General features: G+C 31.9%; 11 protein-coding genes, 4 tRNA genes and 3 pseudogenes. 9 read left to right on the top strand and 9 right to left on the bottom strand.

Annotated features, from left to right (window positions below):
• Positions 1-42: 42 nt before the first annotated feature.
• The 3 genes and pseudogenes from RRF68_RS05255 to RRF68_RS12800 all read right to left on the bottom strand — a co-directional run.
• Positions 43-1,428: a TlpA family protein disulfide reductase gene (locus RRF68_RS05255; RefSeq protein WP_218771078.1), complete on the bottom strand. Its 1,386-nt coding sequence runs from the start codon at positions 1,426-1,428 to the stop codon at positions 43-45.
• A 183-nt stretch (positions 1,429-1,611) separates the two neighbouring features.
• Positions 1,612-3,708 (bottom strand): annotated as a pseudogene (locus RRF68_RS05250) (ATP-dependent Clp protease ATP-binding subunit); the annotation flags it as partial.
• A 321-nt stretch (positions 3,709-4,029) separates the two neighbouring features.
• A pseudogene (locus RRF68_RS12800) lies at positions 4,030-4,164 on the bottom strand (Clp protease N-terminal domain-containing protein); the annotation flags it as partial.
• A gap of 308 nt (positions 4,165-4,472) precedes the next feature.
• Between RRF68_RS12800 and gyrA the strand changes: the two are divergent.
• Together gyrA and RRF68_RS05240 are read left to right on the top strand one after the other, a co-directional pair.
• A complete protein-coding gene (gene gyrA / locus RRF68_RS05245) occupies positions 4,473-6,995 on the top strand; it encodes a DNA gyrase subunit A (protein WP_315945222.1) in 2,523 nt (840 codons plus the stop codon).
• Between the two features lie 17 nt (positions 6,996-7,012).
• The gene (locus RRF68_RS05240; protein ID WP_315945221.1) at positions 7,013-8,248 is read left to right on the top strand and encodes a tetratricopeptide repeat protein; all 1,236 of its coding nucleotides are present in this window, start codon (positions 7,013-7,015) and stop codon (positions 8,246-8,248) included.
• Between the two features lie 74 nt (positions 8,249-8,322).
• Here RRF68_RS05240 and RRF68_RS05235 read toward each other — a convergent pair whose 3' ends face one another.
• Together RRF68_RS05235 and RRF68_RS05230 are read right to left on the bottom strand one after the other, a co-directional pair.
• Positions 8,323-9,093: a C40 family peptidase gene (locus RRF68_RS05235; protein WP_275315289.1), complete on the bottom strand. Its 771-nt coding sequence runs from the start codon at positions 9,091-9,093 to the stop codon at positions 8,323-8,325.
• 18 nt (positions 9,094-9,111) lie between these two features.
• A complete protein-coding gene (locus tag RRF68_RS05230) occupies positions 9,112-10,287 on the bottom strand; it encodes an acetyl-CoA C-acyltransferase (protein ID WP_315945220.1) in 1,176 nt (391 codons plus the stop codon).
• Between the two features lie 105 nt (positions 10,288-10,392).
• Here RRF68_RS05230 and RRF68_RS05225 point away from each other — a divergent pair, with 105 nt between their 5' ends.
• From RRF68_RS05225 to RRF68_RS05210, 4 genes are all read left to right on the top strand, one after another.
• Positions 10,393-12,444 carry an HDIG domain-containing metalloprotein gene (locus RRF68_RS05225; protein ID WP_315945219.1) on the top strand — a complete coding sequence of 684 codons (2,052 nt, stop codon included), beginning with the start codon at positions 10,393-10,395 and terminating at the stop codon, positions 12,442-12,444.
• Positions 12,445-12,543: 99 nt separating this feature from the next.
• Positions 12,544-12,627: transfer RNA gene (locus tag RRF68_RS05220), tRNA-Ser, on the top strand.
• Positions 12,628-12,642: 15 nt separating this feature from the next.
• A tRNA-Pro gene (locus tag RRF68_RS05215) sits at positions 12,643-12,717 on the top strand.
• 29 nt (positions 12,718-12,746) lie between these two features.
• A tRNA-Arg gene (locus tag RRF68_RS05210) sits at positions 12,747-12,820 on the top strand.
• A gap of 179 nt (positions 12,821-12,999) precedes the next feature.
• Here RRF68_RS05210 and RRF68_RS05205 read toward each other — a convergent pair.
• From RRF68_RS05205 to RRF68_RS05190, 4 genes are all read right to left on the bottom strand, one after another.
• Positions 13,000-13,878, bottom strand: coding sequence for a metalloprotease (locus RRF68_RS05205; RefSeq protein ID WP_218773437.1), 879 nt, complete (start codon positions 13,876-13,878; stop codon positions 13,000-13,002).
• 431 nt (positions 13,879-14,309) lie between these two features.
• Positions 14,310-14,732 (bottom strand): DUF2147 domain-containing protein, encoded by a 423-nt coding sequence (locus RRF68_RS05200; RefSeq protein ID WP_218773436.1) that lies wholly within the window; start codon positions 14,730-14,732, stop codon positions 14,310-14,312.
• Positions 14,733-14,780: 48 nt separating this feature from the next.
• Positions 14,781-15,308, bottom strand: coding sequence for a KdsC family phosphatase (locus RRF68_RS05195; RefSeq protein ID WP_218773435.1), 528 nt, complete (start codon positions 15,306-15,308; stop codon positions 14,781-14,783).
• Positions 15,292-16,050: a Rossmann-like and DUF2520 domain-containing protein gene (locus RRF68_RS05190; protein WP_218773434.1), complete on the bottom strand. Its 759-nt coding sequence runs from the start codon at positions 16,048-16,050 to the stop codon at positions 15,292-15,294. Before RRF68_RS05190 ends, RRF68_RS05195 begins: the two co-directional genes overlap by 17 nt.
• A 73-nt stretch (positions 16,051-16,123) precedes the next feature.
• Here RRF68_RS05190 and RRF68_RS05185 point away from each other — a divergent pair.
• The 3 genes and pseudogenes from RRF68_RS05185 to RRF68_RS05175 all read left to right on the top strand — a co-directional run bounded on the left by RRF68_RS05185 (position 16,124) and on the right by RRF68_RS05175 (position 18,126).
• A pseudogene (locus RRF68_RS05185) lies at positions 16,124-17,270 on the top strand (trans-sulfuration enzyme family protein).
• 8 nt (positions 17,271-17,278) lie between these two features.
• Positions 17,279-17,995 (top strand): bacillithiol biosynthesis deacetylase BshB1, encoded by a 717-nt coding sequence (gene bshB1 / locus RRF68_RS05180; protein WP_218773432.1) that lies wholly within the window; start codon positions 17,279-17,281, stop codon positions 17,993-17,995.
• Positions 17,996-18,050: 55 nt separating this feature from the next.
• Positions 18,051-18,126 (top strand) — tRNA-His (locus tag RRF68_RS05175).
• Positions 18,127-18,154 lie beyond the last annotated feature (28 nt).

Genomic DNA, 18,154 nt, shown 5'->3' with positions numbered 1-18,154 from the left:
AAAACCGCCAATTGGCGGTTTTTTTATGCTGATTATATTATTTTATATTTTTAATTCATTAAAAATATTAATTAATTCTTCTCCTCCAGAAGGTGCAGGAGCGTTAGGGTTTACAATATTTCCATTAGGATCTATAATGATAAACTTAGGTAATCCTTTAATTAAGAATTTTTGAGCCCATTCTAATTCAGATTGTTTTTTTCCACTAAATAATTGTATTCCTGTCATTTCACGATCTACAATTGTTTGTTTCCATTTTTCATGTTGGTTTTTATCATCAACACTAATACTTACAAACTCAATATTTTTTCCGTGGTATTCTTCTTCTAATTTCTTTAATAAAGGAATTTCTCTTTTACAAAAACCACACCAAGTAGCCCAAACATCAATATATAAGTACTTTCCTTTGCCTAACAAATCATCTAAAGAAGTCGTTCCACCAGCATAGTTTTCAAAATCTTTAAATTTAGGAGCTGGTTGCCCTTTAGCTGTAGATTTTAGCGTATTGTAACTAATTGAAATTTCTTTTTTATTCTCTTTGTTTGTAGAGTAAGCCATGAATTTATCATGAAATTCTTTTAAGTTTGTCGTAAAAGTAATACTACTTTTCGCACTTTCATATAATAGATCATTCTTTGCTAAAGTATCATTAACTTCTGTTTGAACAGTTTCTAAATATGTTAAATAATAATCCTCTCCTTCTTTATTTTTCTCTTTAGTTAAAGCCTCAATTTGAGTTTCTAACATTTTACGATAAGAATAAGAATTTACATAGTCATCACCACTACTGTAATTAAAGTCTTTTAATGGGTCAGGGAAATCTTCTGAAACTTTAAAATCTTTATCTCCTGTTAAAGTTGCGTAAAAAACTTCATAATTACTTAAGTTTCTTAAGTACTCATAATCAATGTTTTTAACTTCACTCTTTAAGAATTCGGTAGGTAAATTATTAGCGATAGACAGCTCTGTTAAGGCATCTTTATATTCATCCATTTTTTCTAAGAAAGCTTCTTCCTCTAAAGAGAATAACTTGTTAGCGTTTATTAAAATTTCAGAAAATTTTTTCTTTTTTTGAACAAAATAGCTGTTGATGTTTGCATTGGTCCCTTTAAAGCTGATTTTGTCTGCTTTTTTGTAATCAAGTTTAATTGCTGTATCTACAGTATCATTAAGGTATAAATTAATAGGTTTTTTATTAACAATTAAAGTATAATAACCGTCTCTATTAATTTTTAAAGTATCAGAAAAAGAACCTGTTTTTTTATCGAATTTTATTTTCTTGCTAAAACGAAAACTTTCCAAAGTAATATCTCTTTTTTTGAAGTTCTCTATATTACCAGATAGAATAAGGTAATCTTTTACTGGTTTTTCTTTTTTACATGAAATAATGGTAACTCCTATAAGTGCTAAAAGTACTAGTCTTTTCATTGTTTAATATTTTTGTTAATAAGGGATTTAGGGGCCGAAGTTACTTTTTTTAGAATTTTTATCAAAGAATTTAACAAAATATTTACTATTTTTTGGGTCTTTAGTGAAAAATTACTTATAAGTATCTTGTGTTTTTTGAAAAAATAAAACTCCCAAACACAGTGTTTAGGAGTTTTGTATGTTTTACTCGCCTATTTCAGTGCGAGATTCTGTAGGTTTTTCTCCTTTTTCTATTTTGATGATTAACTTGTTGTCTTTTTCATCTAAATCCATAAAAATAGTATCACCTTCATCTAGTTTAGAGTTTACAATCTCTTCAGCTAAAGCATCTTCAATGTATTTCTGAATTGCTCTTTTTAAAGGTCTTGCACCATACTTTTTATCGAATCCTTTATCTGCTATATAGTCTTTAGCTTTTTCGCTTAACATTAATTTATAGCCTAAATCAGCAATACGCGTTAAAAGTTTTTCTAATTCGATGTCGATAATTTTATGAATATCTTCTCGTTCTAACGAGTTAAAAATGATAACATCATCAATACGATTTAAAAATTCGGGAGCAAATGATTTTTTTAAAGCTCCTTCTATAATGCTTTTTACATGTGCATCTTCTTGATCTTTTTTAGAAGCAGTACCAAATCCAACACCAGCGCCAAATTCTTTTACTTTACGAGCTCCTATATTAGAAGTCATAATAATAATAGTGTTTCTAAAATCGATTTTTCTACCCAGACTATCCGTAATATGTCCGTCGTCTAAAACTTGTAAAAGCATGTTAAAAACATCTGGATGTGCTTTTTCAATTTCATCTAAAAGTATTACAGAATATGGTTTTCTTCTAACTTTTTCTGTTAACTGTCCGCCTTCTTCATAACCTACATATCCTGGAGGTGCACCAATTAAACGAGAAATAGCAAATTTTTCCATATACTCACTCATATCAATTCTAATTAAAGAATCGCTAGAGTCAAATAATTCACGAGCCAGTACTTTTGCTAATTGAGTTTTTCCAACTCCAGTAGATCCTAAGAAAATAAAAGAACCAATTGGTTTATTGGGGTCTTTTAAACCTACACGATTACGCTGTATGGCTTTTACTACTTTGGTTACAGCATCATCTTGACCTATAACTTTTCCTTTAATCATGTTAGGTAAATCGGCTAAACGATGACTTTCTGCTTCGGCAACTCTGTTAACAGGTATTCCTGTCATCATAGAAACAACTTCGGCAACATTATCTTCGGTAACAATTTCTCTATTTAGTTTAGCGTCTTCTTCCCATTGGTTTTGAGCAGATTCTAGCGCTGTTTCAATATTTTTTTCGTCGTCACGTAGCTTTGCTGCTTCTTCGTATTTCTGGCCGCTTACAGCTTTTGTTTTTTGTTCGCGAATTTGTTCTAGTTTAGCTTCTAGTTCTAATATTTGTTGCGGAACAACAATATTGGTTATATGTATTCTAGATCCTGCTTCATCTAAAGCATCGATAGCTTTATCTGGTAAAAAGCGATCTGTCATGTAGCGATTCGTTAATTTTACACAAGCGTCAATAGCTTCATCAGTATATGATACTTGGTGATGAGTTTCGTACTTAGCTTTAATGTTATGTAAAATTTGTACTGTTTCTTCAACCGTTGTAGGTTCTACAATTACTTTCTGAAAACGACGCTCTAAAGCACCATCTTTTTCGATGTTAGTTCTAAATTCGTCTAAAGTAGTGGCACCAATACATTGAATTTCTCCACGGGCCAAAGCTGGTTTAAGCATGTTAGAGGCATCTAAAGAGCCTGTAGCACCACCTGCGCCAACAATAGTGTGAATTTCGTCGATAAATAAAATAATGTCGTCATTCTTCTCTAATTCGTTCATTAGGGCTTTCATGCGTTCCTCAAACTGACCTCTATATTTTGTTCCGGCAACTAAGCTGGCTAAATCTAAAGAAACAATCCTTTTATCGAATAAAATACGAGATACTTTGCGTTCTACAATTCTTAACGCTAAACCCTCTGCTATGGCAGATTTACCAACACCAGGCTCTCCAATTAACATTGGATTGTTCTTTTTACGTCGACTTAAAATCTGAGAAACACGTTCAATTTCTTTTATTCGACCAACAACTGGGTCTAATTTGCCAGTGGTTGCTAATAATGTTAAATCGCGCCCGAAATTATCTAAAACAGGAGTTTTAGATTTTTTAGCTTGTTTTCCTTTAGGTGTTTGTTGCCCGAAAGGATTTGATTTTTCATTACTAAATTCATCTTCAGAAGGTGTTTCGGCAGTAGGAGAAGAAAAAGTATCTTCTACATGGAGTTCCTTGTAAAGCGCTTTTGCTTCTTCGTAGCCTACATCATATTTTTGAAGTAGTTTAGTAGTTGGGTCATTTTCGTTACGTAAAATACATAACAACAAATGAGCAGTGTCTATAGAGTTACTTTGATATAATTTAGCTTCTAAAAACGTTGTTTTTATTGCTTTTTCAGCTTGTCTTGTAAGGTGCAAACTCTTTTTTTCGATGTTTGCTATTGATGGGGTGGTTGGGTTTAATTTCTCTAATTTATTGCGCATTAAATCCAAATCTACATCGTAAGTAGTTAGTATTTCAATGGCTTTACCGTCTCCTTTCCTAATCAAACCTAATAACAGGTGTTCTGTTCCAATAAAATCATGCCCTAGTCTTAAGGCTTCTTCTTTACTGAAAGTAATTACATCTCTAACTTGTGGTGAAAAATTATCGTCCATAAATTTAATTTGTATAAATGTAAAGTTAGTAAGTTTTTTTCTTAAAAATTACAAAAAAGATGCCAATAGTTTTAAGCAGACATAATGGCAAGATCAATATATGAAAATAAATGTTTAAAAAATGTTAAAATTGTTGATAAGTATGGTTAAAACAGTAAGTTTATTTTTTGTGTAAAAGCAGCCATTATAGTATCTTGCAATGTTTTAAGAGGTACAGCTAATTTTAGTGTATTTTAGGAGTGAGTTTTATCAAGTGTAAAATTCACTTTTTTAACGAAATTGAGAATTAATATTTTAAAAAAATATATATGGCAGATGGCGAAAAGTTGATCCCTATCAACATTGAAGAGCAAATGAAATCAGCGTATATCGATTATTCGATGTCGGTTATCGTATCAAGAGCATTACCAGATGTAAGAGATGGTTTAAAACCAGTTCACAGAAGAGTTTTATATGGTATGCATGAGCTAGGGATTAAAGCAACAGGATCATATAAGAAATCAGCAAGAATTGTAGGGGAAGTACTGGGTAAGTATCACCCACATGGTGATACCTCTGTATATGATTCTATGGTTCGTATGGCACAGAGTTGGAGTGTACGTTATATGATGGTTGATGGGCAGGGTAACTTTGGTTCTGTTGATGGAGATTCTCCAGCAGCAATGCGTTATACTGAGGTTAGAATGCAGAAGATATCAGAAGATATGTTAGCTGATATTGAAAAAGAAACTGTTGATCATCGTTTAAACTTTGATGATACTTTGCAAGAACCAACGGTTTTACCAACACGTATTCCAAACTTATTAGTAAACGGAGCGTCTGGTATTGCAGTAGGTATGGCAACAAATATGGCACCGCACAACTTAACAGAAGTTGTAAACGGTACGATTGCTTATATCGAAAATAGAGATATCGAGATTGATGAGTTAATGCAGCACATTAAAGCACCAGATTTTCCTACGGGAGGAACTATTTATGGTTATGATGGTGTAAGAGATGCTTTTCATACAGGTAGAGGTCGTATTGTAATGCGTGCCAAAGCTACTATTGAAGAGGTAAAAGGAAGAGAATGTATTATTGTTACTGAAATTCCTTATCAGGTTAACAAAGCAGAAATGATTAAAAAAACTGCGGAGTTAGTAAATGATAAAAAATTAGAAGGAATTGCCAATATACGCGATGAGTCGGATAGAAATGGAATGCGTATTGTATATATCTTAAAGCGTGATGCAATACCTAATATTGTATTAAATAAGTTATATAAATATACACAATTACAAACATCGTTTAGTGTAAATAATATTGCTTTAGTAAAAGGACGTCCAGAACAATTAAACTTAAAAGAATTAATTCATTATTTTGTAGAGCATAGACATGAAGTTGTTGTTCGTAGAACAGAATTTGAGTTAAAGAAAGCAGAAGCAAGAGCACATATTTTAGAAGGGTTAATTATTGCTTCGGATAATATTGATGAAGTAATTAAAATTATTCGTGCTTCTAAAAATGGAGATGAAGCTAGAGAAAGTTTAATTGAACGTTTTGAATTGACAGAAATTCAGGCCAAAGCAATTGTAGAAATGCGTTTGCGTCAATTAACAGGTCTAGAACAAGATAAGTTACGTGCAGAGTTTGACGAAATTATGTTAACAATTACGGACTTAAAAGATATTTTAGCAAACGAACCAAGACGTTACCAAATAATTACAGATGAGTTAACGCTTATTAGAGATAAGTATGGTGATGAGCGTCGTTCTGAGATTCACTATGCTGGTGGAGATATGCGTATCGAAGATATGATTCCTGATTCTAAAGTTGTAGTAACTATTTCTCATGCAGGTTATGTGAAACGTACCAATCTTGATGAATATAAAGTGCAGAATAGAGGAGGACGTGGGCAAAAAGGAGCAACAACTCGTAACGAAGATTTCTTAGAACATTTATTTGTAGGAACCAATCATCAGTATATGATGTTCTTTACTCAAAAAGGAAAAGTGTTCTGGATGCGAGTTTATGAAATTCCAGAAGGAGGAAAGAATACCAAAGGTAGAGCAATGCAAAACCTAATAAACATCGAACAAGATGATAAGGTAAAAGCATTCTTAGTTACTGAAGATTTAAAAGATGAAGAGTATATTAATAATCACTTTGTGATTATGGCTACTAAAAAAGGGCAAGTTAAAAAGACGCCTTTAGAGCAATATTCTCGTCCAAGAACTAATGGTATAAATGCAATTACAATTAAAGAAGGCGATGAACTATTAGAGGCTAAATTAACAACTGGTGATAGCCAAGTGATGTTAGCTTTAAAGTCAGGTAAGTCTATTCGTTTTGAAGAAGCAAAAACCCGCCCAATGGGAAGAACTGCATCTGGAGTTAGAGGTATTACATTACAACACGATAAGGATGAAGTTGTAGGTATGATTGCAGTAAATGACATGGATAGTAATATTCTAGTTGTTTCTGAAAAAGGATACGGAAAAAGATCTAAACTAGAAGATTATCGAGTTACAAACCGTGGAGGAAAAGGAGTTAAAACTTTAAATATATCAGAAAAAACAGGTGAATTAGTTGCAATTAAAAATGTAGATGATTCAAATGATTTAATGATTATTAATAAGTCTGGACTTACAATTCGTATGGCTGTTGAAGATTTACGTGTTATGGGACGTGCAACGCAAGGTGTTCGTTTAATTAACATAAAAGATACCGATAGTATTGCTGCCGTTGCAAAAGTTATGCGTGAAGAAGACGATGATGAAAATGAAGAAGAAGAAAATGGCACGGAAATTGAAAATGAAGATATAACAAACGAAGATCAAGAACAACAATAAATAAAACAGTAATTAAAATGAAAAAACAAATTTTAACCTTTTCTTTAGGATTGATGACATTAGGATTAATGGCTCAAAAATCTGAATTAAAAGCAGCTGAGAAAGCTATAAAAAAACAAGATTATTCAACAGCAATTTCTATTCTTAACTCAGTTGAAGAACTAGTAATGGCAGAAGGAGAAGATAAATATAAATCTAAATTTTATTTCTTAAAAGGTAAAGCTTTAGCGGCAAAAAAAGATTATAAAAATTCTGCAGAAGCTTTTCAAATATTATTAGCAATGGAGGATAATAAGTATTCTGAACAAGCTAAACCATTATTAAATCAATTAGTTCAGGAAGTATCTAACAAGGCTGTAGATTTATACAATAATAAAAAGGATTACAAAAACGCAGCCGAAAACTTTTACTTAACATATATGTTAAGTCCAACAGATACTTCTTTTGTGTATAATGCAGCTATATCAGCAACACAAGCAAAAGATTATGATACAGCAATTAAGTATTATAAAGAACTTAGAAAAGTTGGTTATACAGGTGTTGAAACTCAATATGTAGCAACAAATAAATTAACAGGTAAAGTAGAAAATTTAGGTTCTAAACAGCAAAGAGATTTAATGGTTAAATCTAAAAAGTATATTAAGCCTAGTATAAAATCTTCTGAATCTAAAACAGCTATAATTGTTAAGAATATTGCTTTACTATTAAAAGAGCAAGGGAAAACTGATGAGGCTATTGAGGCTTTAGCAGAGGCAAGAAAAGCAAACCCAAAGGATTTAAATTTATTACTGAATGAAGCTGATATGTATAGTAAGCTTAAAAGAATGGATAAGTTTGGAGAGTTAATGAGTGAAGCAATTGCTTTAGATCCAGAAAACCCTACATTATACTATAATTTAGGAGTAGTTAACTTTAATGAAGGAAAAGTTGATGATGCTAAAAAATATTATAGAAAGGCAGTTGAATTAAAGCCGGACTATGCTGATGCTTATATGAATTTAGCAGTTGCTGTTTTAAATAAGGATAAGAAAATTGTAGAGGAGATGAATAAAAATTTATCAAACTTTAAAAAGTACGATGAGTTAGCTTTACAACAAAAAGAAGTTTATAAAGAAGCGTTACCTTACTTAGAAAAGGCAGATTCTTTAAATAGAAATATTGATACTGTAAAGACTCTTATGAACTTATACGAGGTTTTAGAAAATGAAGCGAAAGCAACAGAATATAGAGACTTATATAAGTCAATGAAATAAGATTATATCAGAAGCATAAAAAAACCGAAACTTAAAAGTTTCGGTTTTTTTTGTACTTGTATTTTAAGAAGGGCCTAAATAAAACGTTTAATAACCCTTAATTTATGAGTGTGTTTATTGGTGTCTATATTATAAATACCGCTATGATCTAACTTGTCAATTCGTACTTTACCATGCGCATGAATAATATTATAATCATTCATAATAATACCAACATGGGTAATATTGCCATCTTCATTATCGAAAAAGGCTAAATCACCAGGTTCACTTTCTTCAATAAAACTTAAGACTTCACCTTGTTTAGCTTGCTCTTTGGCATCACGAAATAAATTGTAGCCACACAATTTATATACTGTTTGTGTAAAGCCAGAGCAATCAATACCAAAAGGCGATTTCCCGCCCCATAAATATGGCACATTTAAAAATAGAAAAGCAGTATCGATAATAACAGATTTAGCTAGTTTCGTATTACATACTTTCCCTTCGTAAGAATATAAAGTTTTATTAATATTGATATTCTTGTCTTTGTAAAACGGAAGTCTAGCTCCCATAGGGATTGTAGTTAAATTATGATTGTTATCAGTAATAAAATCAATTAATTCACCTGCATAGCTTTTGTTTTCTTCGGATAAAGAATTATAAACATCCTCTGTAATTTCTTCATATTGCTTATTGTCAATAAAACCTTCGTAGTTATCGAAAGCTAAACGAATTTTACTCCATTTTTTAGATTTTTCTAAAACCATAAAATGCTCGCCAAAAACTACTTGATTTACCATTTCTGATGGGTCAGCAGGTTCAAGACGAAGAGGTACAATACTTAAATTACAAATTCCGAAAGACATTGACTAGTTAATTAAAGATTAAACTCTTTCGATTACCATTGCGCTAGCACCTCCACCACCGTTACAAATACCGGCAGCACCTATTTTAGCATTATTCTGTTTTAAGATAGACGTTAAAGCGATAACAATTCTAGCTCCAGAAACTCCTAATGGATGTCCTAAAGAAACAGCTCCACCATTTACATTTACTTTATCAGCAGATAAACCTAAAATTTTCATGTTAGCTAAACCTACAACAGAAAACGCTTCGTTTAATTCAAAGTAATCTACATCATCAATTGCAACTCCAGCTTTCGCTAATGCCTTTGGCAATGCTTTAGCAGGTGCAGTGGTAAACCATTTAGGTTCGTGAGCAGCATCTGCATATCCTTTTATTTTAGCTAAAGGAGTTAAGTTTAATTCAGCAGCTTTTTCAGCAGACATTAAAATTAAAGCAGCTCCACCATCATTAATTGTTGATGCATTTGCAGCAGTAACAGTTCCGTCTTTAGTAAAAGCAGCGCGTAAAGCAGGAATTTTCTCCATTTTCACATTTTTATATTCTTCATCTTCAGAAAAGACAACAGGTTCGCCACGACGTTGAGGTATTTCTACCGGTACAATTTCATCAGCATATTTTCCTTCACTCCATGCTTTAGAAGAACGTTTGTAAGATTCGATAGCAAAAGCATCTTGCTCTTCTCTAGAGAAACTATATTCAGTTGCACATTCATCAGCACAAACTCCCATCGCTACTTGTTCATAAGCATCAATTAAACCGTCTTTTTGTAAACCATCTTCCATTTTAATAGGACCGAATTTAGAACCAGTTCTTGCATGTTGATAATGAGGAATCATACTCATGTTTTCCATACCACCAGCAACAACAACATTAGCATCACCTAAAGCAATTGCTTGCGCAGCTAACATGATAGATTTCATACCAGAAGAACAAACTTTATTTACAGTAGTACAAGGTACAGTGTTAGGAATTCCTGCAAAAATTGCAGCTTGACGAGCTGGTGCTTGACCAATTCCGGCAGAAACCACATTTCCCATAAAAACTTCATCGACCATTTCTGGCTTTAAGTTAATTTTCTCTAAAGCTCCTTTTATTGCTACAGCACCTAACTTAGGTGCAGGTATAGTTGATAAACTGCCTAAAAAACTACCGATTGGTGTTCTAGCAACTGATACAATAACTACTTCTTTCATATATTTGAATGTATTGTGTTAAGATTTGTTTTGCGAAAATAACCATTTTATAACCAATACTCAAATAATAGAGAAAGGTTATATTTACATTTTTAAACATATAAAATGAACGATTTCATTAATAAGTTATATAAGAATAATGCTATTATTTATAAAGTATTATTATTTTTAATTACAGTTGTATCAATTGTATACCTCTTCCCTAAAGAAGGACAATTTAAATATGATTATCCGCAAGGAAAACCTTGGCAGTATGATAATTTTTATGCGCCATTTGATTTTGCTATTCAAAAAACTGCAAAAGAAATTGATGCGGAAACACGCGAAATCAGGTCTAATATTAAAAAATATTTTGTTTATAATGAAGAGGTAGAAACACGAGTTTTAAATTCTTTTGAAGCTAAATTAGCTCTTTTCGATTCTTTATCAGTTAAAGATTTAAGTGCTTTAAAAAAGGAAGGAGAACTTGTTATTAAGAAAATATATCATTACGGTTTTTTAGATGATGCGAGTGTAACAAGAGGAAACCCAGGAGAACTTATAATTTTACGTAAAGGAAATTCGATAGATGATATTTCTTTTTCTATGTTATTACAATCAAAAGATGTGCTTAAGTTTATTTCAAAAAACACCAATAAGCTTGATGTAAGTAAACAAAACATACTTTTAAACCTTTTATCAGAAAGTCTTAGACCAAATGTTATTTATGACACTAAATATAGTAGTAAAGAGTTAAATGAAGCTTTAAGAAATATATCACATGTTAAAGGAAAAGTTTCTAAAGGAGAGTTGATAATATTAAAAGGCGATGTTGTTGTTGGAAGAAAATTCAATATTTTAAAATCATATGAAACTGCTTCAAGTTCGCAACTTTGGACAAAATCTAATTATTATTGGATTGTTTTTGGATATACAATTTTAGTAGCCTTAGCACTGTTAATGCTATTACTTTTTTTACAGAAATATAGGTTCGAAATTTTTAACGACAACAATAAAGTAACCTTTATTTTCTTTAATGTTTTTTTAATGATTTTTGTGCAAACATTGGTTGTTAAATACAATTCTGAATACCTTTATGTTGTACCGTTAAGTATTTTACCAATAGTTTTAAAAGCTTTTTTTGATGCTAGACTTGGATTATTCACACATGTGCTAACGGTTCTTTTGTTAGGATTTATTGTGCCTAATAGTTTCGAGTTTATCTATTTACATATTATTGCAGGTATTGTAACAATATTAACAGTTTCTGAGCTGTATAAAAGAGCAAGTTTATTTATGTCGATAGGACAAATTACTCTAATTTATATGGTTACTTATTTTGCTTTCTCAATATTAAAAGAAGGAAATGCAGATAAAATAAATTGGTTGTATTTCGGATTGTTTGCAGCAAACGGATTATTATCCTTCTTGGCAGTATTCTTTATTTACTTTTACGAGAAGTTGTTTGGTTTGGTTTCTGATGTTACTTTGTTAGAATTGTCTAATACAAATTCTAAATTATTAAGAGACTTAAATGAAAAAGCGCCAGGAACCTTTCAGCACTCAATGCAAGTGGCAAATTTAGCAGAAGCTGCAGCAAACGAGATAGGTGCTAATTCAATGCTTGTAAGAACAGGAGCACTGTATCATGATATTGGTAAAATGGCAAACCCAATGTATTTTACAGAAAACCAATCTACAGGTGTAAACCCTCACAACGAATTATTACCAAAAGATTGTGCCCGAATAATTCTAGACCATGTTATAAAGGGAATAGAAATAGCAAAGAAAAACAAACTGCCAGACAGAATAATAGATTTTATTAGAACACACCACGGAACGAGTGTTACTTATTACTTTTATAAGCAAGAATTAAAGAACACTATAGAAGGAGAGGAAGTAGATATTAAAAAGTTCCAATACCAAGGCCCAATTCCTTTTTCTAAAGAAACAGCTATTTTAATGATGTGTGATGCAGCTGAGGCAGCTTCTAAAAGTTTAAAAAACCCAACAGCACAATCAATAGATAATTTAATAGATAAGATCATTGATAAGCAAAAAAACGACAATCAGTTCACAAATTCGGATATTACCTTTAGAGAAATAGAAAAAATAAAAAAAATTATTAAGAATAAGTTGATGAGTATCTATCACTTACGAGTTGAGTACCCTGATTAGTGTAATTTTTTTTAAAAAATACTTGTGAAAGCACTTAAGTGGTTGTATATTTGCACTCGCAATTTAAAACTCTTATTTATTAAGTAGTTTAAAGTTCGAGGAGAGGTGCCAGAGTGGTAATGGAGCAGATTGCTAATCTGTCGACGGGTGACTGTCGCCAGGGTTCGAGTCCCTGTCTCTCCGCAATTAAATTGCACTCGGGGTGTAGCGTAGCCCGGTCATCGCGCCTCGTTTGGGACGAGGAGGTCGCAGGTTCGAATCCTGCCACCCCGACACTGTTTTCGTAGAAACATAAAAACTACGGGCTCTTAGCTCAGCTGGATAGAGCACCTCCCTTCTAAGGAGGCGGTCGGAGGTTCGAATCCTCCAGGGCTCACTTAAAGCTTCACTAGAAATAGTGAGGCTTTTTTGTTGTTATTAGGTTTATGATAGTTTAGAATAATATACCATTTCTTGTGATTAGACTATGATTATATGGATCAACATATAATAAAAAAAAGAGAGGTTTTTAAAACCTCTCTTTTATAAAATGATCAACCCTTATTTAATATTATTTTAGTTATTACTTAGGTTAGCATATTCTTCTTCAGAGATTTTTCCTGAATGAATATCGTTTAACTCTTTTATTTTAGTTAACATGAATTCATGTAATCCTTGATCTATTTTTTTAGGCTTTTCAATATTGCTAGATTTTAATTTACCAGGTAAAATATAGCTGTTATAGTAGTAGAAAAAGTTATAATCAAGATTAGCATTAGATAAAGTACCGTTATTAGCGAGTAACCATCCTAACCTTACAGAAGAACGTCTTTGCGCTGCAGTTCCATGAGATGAACCGTTAGAGCCAGCAATAGATTGAGAAAAATTATATGCAGGAATAACATCAGACCAATTAGATGTATAGCTTCTTCTTAAAAAATATCCAGCAAAACCATCTGCCTCTAACTCTGTATTAGAAGCGCCTCTTACTGAAGGGTACCCTTGCCTGAATTGTATTTGATGCGCTACTTCATGAGCAACAATATATGCTACGGCAGATCTTCCGTAGTTTAATGCGCCACTCAGCATTTCTTCACCCCAAATAATATAATTGTTAGGAGGTCCGTAAGAAAGTGCATTAAATGTACCGCTTCCTGCTGCAAAATAAAGAGGAACATTTGATATTCCAAACAGATTTGAAGCGTTATTGTTTTGTTGTTTTAAAAAATTTGTTTCACTTGTGTTTACAAGTGTGTTTGACCAATAAGAATTTGGTCCAAATTGAGATACTGTTGCGCAGTTGTGCGCTGTGTTATGATTACCTAATTCATTAGGTAGGACACCAGTTTCTGGAGAGTTAGCATTTAAAGCTATGTCTTTTTCTATTTCTTGTTTGTCGCAACTTTGTAACGAAACTAGAATAGCTAACGTCATTAATTTGATAATTTGTTTCATTTGTTTGAAGGATTTGAAGGTTGATCAAATTAAAAACGGAAGTAATTGTGTATTATTGTTTATTTGTGTAAATAGTTAAAAAACAACAAGAAGTGTAATTTATTAATGTAGTAGTTATTTTTTTATGTGATATTAAGTTTTTATTTTGTAAATATGCTAAATAAGTGTAATATTTAAGAGGTGTTTAGCTAGTTTTTTATGCTAGAGTCAATTCATTTAAATTATACCTTTTTAGATATATGATTAGCTATCTGTTATGTTTGTAGTCAGAGGTTTTAAATCTTTTTTTAATATTTGATTGTTATATAAGTTTTAATAAAAGGCACACTTTTCGGGTACCCTATATTAAATTGAAAAGTGATATTAAAAAAAAGGGAATAAAAAAACTCTAACTAGCGAGTAGTTAGAGTTTTTTATGGAAAAGAAAAAAATTATTTTTTACGATACCAATATGAAGTTCTACCAAAGGCAGCAAACCCAAGATAACCACGTACTTTTAATTTATTACTAGAGTCTAACTGAATGTAGCATTTGTATTCTTTTCCGTTTTTAGGATCTAGTATTTTTCCACCGCTCCATTCATCACCATCTTTTTCTAAACCAGTTAAAATATTCATTCCTAAAATAGGAGTGTCTTTACGTTTACCGCTACATTCTGTACATAAAACATCTTGTCTGTTTTTGTCTGTGATTTCTATAATTTTAGCAAAAGCTTTGCCGCCTTTTTCATAAACTTCAATTACAGAATCTACCTTATTGGTTTCTTCATCACGGTTTTCCCATTTACCAAAAATAGTTTGAGCACTTATAGAAGAGCTAATAATTAATAAAAAAATTAAAATAGTGTTTTTCATTTTTATTGTGTTTTTAATATAGTATTTAGTTTTCAAAAATTGTTCCATTTAATCGTATTGAGCATCAAAATTGTTGTTCCATTTTCCTTGAACCCTTAATACTTGTTCTATAACATCGCGAGCACAGCCATTTCCACCAGTTTTATCGGAAATATATTTAGATACTTGCTGAATTTCTCTTGCAGCATCATTAGGGCAACATGGCATTCCAACCAGTTTCATAACCGCATAATCAGGAATATCATCACCCATGTATAACACGTTTTCTGATTTTAAATTGTACTTTTCTATAAGTTCGTTAAACTGTTTAATTTTATCATGCGCGCCTAAATAAATATCAGTAATGCCTAAGTTGGCTAATCGAGTACGAACTCCTTCATTTTTTCCTCCAGAAATAATACAAACCTTAAAACCTGCTTTTACAGCTGCTTTTAAAGCGTATCCGTCTTTAATATTCATTTGGCGCACTAATTGTCCGTCAGGAAAAACGGTTACGATTCCGTTTGTTAAAACGCCGTCCACGTCAAAAATTAAAGTATCTATTTGAGGTAATATTTCTTTATAACTTTTTTCCATTTTTTTGGATTGAATTTGTAATAAGTTGATACATTTCTTGTTGTTCTTTATTGAGTAACTCTAAATGATTCTGAATCGTTTTTTGATCGTTTCTCTTCGCAGGTCCAGTTTGAGCTTCTTCTGGATTTAAGGAGATAATTTTCCTTGCTGTTTCCTGAATTAAAGGTTGTAAAATTTCAAAAGGAACTTGATGTTCTTTGCAAATATCTTCACCAATTTTGTAAAAGTGATTTGTAAAGTTATTTACAAAAACAGCAGCTACATGTATTGTTTTACGTTGCACGGAATTAATAGAATATATTTTTTTTCCGATAGTCTTGGCAATTGTTTTTAGCGTAGTTAAATCTTCTTCGTTTTCAGCCTCTAGGCAAAACGGAATTTCACTAAAATCAACAGCCTTGTCTTTAGAAAAACTTTGCAAGAGGTAAAAAACACCTTTTCTACCTTTGTTTTTTAGCGAGTCTAATGAAGCACTTCCAGAGGTGTGAACAATTAGGCTATCTTTTTTATTAATTTTTGATGAAACTTCAGTTATAGCATCATCAGAAACAGCAATGATATAAACATCGGCATCTTTTAATAAACCTAAGTTATCTGTTACGCTAACTTCTTGCTTTAAAAACGCAATTTGCTCAATATTTCTGGCATACACTTGCACTAAAGAAACTTCTTTAGTTTTATTAAAAGCACTCGCTAAGTGTGTTGCTACATTTCCGCCTCCAATAATGGCAATTCTAATCATAAGTACGAAGATATCGATATTTTATTTCAAAACGAAAATGGATTTAGTAAATTAGCTGCTAAATTTCGTAAAGATGAAAAAAAACAGTGAACTAGGTATAAATACTATATGTACGCATGTAGGAGAAATAAAAGACGAGCAATTTAATGGAGCCATTTCGCCTATATTCATGTCTACATCTTATGAATTTGATGCGGTAGATGTAAAAAGATATCCACGTTCATTTAATACGCCTAATCAAGAGTATTTATGTAAGAAGATAGCAGCTCTAGAGAAAACAGAAGGAGCTTTAATTTTTGGATCAGGAATGGCAGCAATAAGCACAACAATGCTTGCTTTTTTACAAAAAAGGAGATCATATTATATTGCAAGAAACATTATATGGAGGTACATATAATTTTGTTGTTGAAGAGTTTGATAAATTCGGAATTGAATATTCTTTTACGAAAAGTTTAAATATTGAGGATTTTAAAAAAGAGATAAAGCCAAATACAAAGGTTATTTTTATTGAGACTCCATCAAACCCATTATTAAAAATTGTTGATATAAAAGCAGTGGCTAATTTGGTTAAGGAAAATAAGCTTATAACAATGATTGATAATACATTTGCATCGCCAATAAACCAAACACCTGCTGATTTTGGTATTGATATTATGCTGCATTCGGCAACCAAATATATGGGAGGACATTCTGATATTTTAGCAGGAGCCGTAGCTGCATCAGATAAGCATATTGATAGAATTTGGAATCTTGCCAAAAACTTAGGAGGAAGTTTAAGTGATTTTACGGTGTGGATGTTAGAACGTAGTTTAAAAACGTTAAATTTAAGGGTAAAGCATCAAAGTGAAAATGCTTTAAAAATGGCGACTTATTTAGAGAGTAATAAGCAAGTATCAAAAGTATATTATCCGGGTTTAAAATCTCATGAAAATCATGAGCTAGCAGTTTCTCAAATGAAATACTACGGAGGGATGCTTTCTTTTGAGTTAAATGAAAGTTTAAACGCGATGGATTTTATGAATAGATTACAATTAATAAAGCCATCAATGAGTTTAGCGGGTATTGAAAGCACGATGTTAAGTCCTTCTGAAACTTCTCACTCTTTATTATCATCCGAAGAAAGAGCAAATCAAGGAATAAAGGATGGTTTAATTCGTTTTTCAGTAGGTATAGAAGAAACAGAAGATTTAATAGAAGATATAGAGCAAGCTTTAAAATAATAAAATAGATGAAATTAAATATATTGGCGTTCGGAGCGCATCCAGATGATGTTGAATTAGGTTGTGGCGCTACGATTGCGAAAGAAATATCATTAGGTAAAAAAGTAGGTATTGTAGATTTAACTAGGGGAGAACTTGGTACAAGAGGTTCTGCTGATATTAGAGATAGGGAAGCTGCAAATTCTGCTGAGATTCTAGGAGTTTCCGTTCGTGAAAATTTAGGCTTTGCTGATGGTTTTTTTATCAATGATAAAGAGCGTCAATTGGCTATTGTAAAAATGATTCGTAAGTACAAGCCAGACATTGTATTGTGCAATGCAATTGATGATAGGCATATTGATCATCCGAAAGGAAGTAAAGTTGTTTCTGATGCTTGTTTTTTAAGTGGTTTGATGAAGATTGAAACTGAGTTAGATGGTGAGCTACAAGAAAAATGGCGACCGAAACAAGTATATCATTACATACAATGGAAAAATATTGAGCCAGATTTTGTAGTTGATGTAACTGGATTTATGGATAAAAAAGAAGCTTCAGTTTTAGCATACAGTTCTCAGTTCTTTGATCCGACAAGTAATGAACCAGAAACGCCAATAACAAGTAAGAATTTTACAGATAGTATAAATTATAGAGCAAAAGATTTAGGAAGATTAATAGGTGTAGATTATGCAGAAGGTTTTACCTCAGAGCGTTACGTTGCTGTTGAAAATTTAAGTAAATTAATTTAAAAAAAAGTTTTGCAGAAGTTAGAAACTGTTGTATATTTGCACCCGCAAGTTACATGGTGGTTGTAGCTCAGTTGGTTAGAGTATCGGTTTGTGGTACCGAGGGTCGCGGGTTCGAATCCCGTCTTCCACCCAAAAAGTCTTCTCATTTGAGAAGACTTT

It is taken from the genome of Tenacibaculum sp. HL-MS23 (assembly GCF_032463465.1).
GTDB lineage: Bacteria > Bacteroidota > Bacteroidia > Flavobacteriales > Flavobacteriaceae > Polaribacter > Polaribacter bernardetii.
This window is presented reverse-complemented; position numbering and strand designations above follow the sequence as displayed.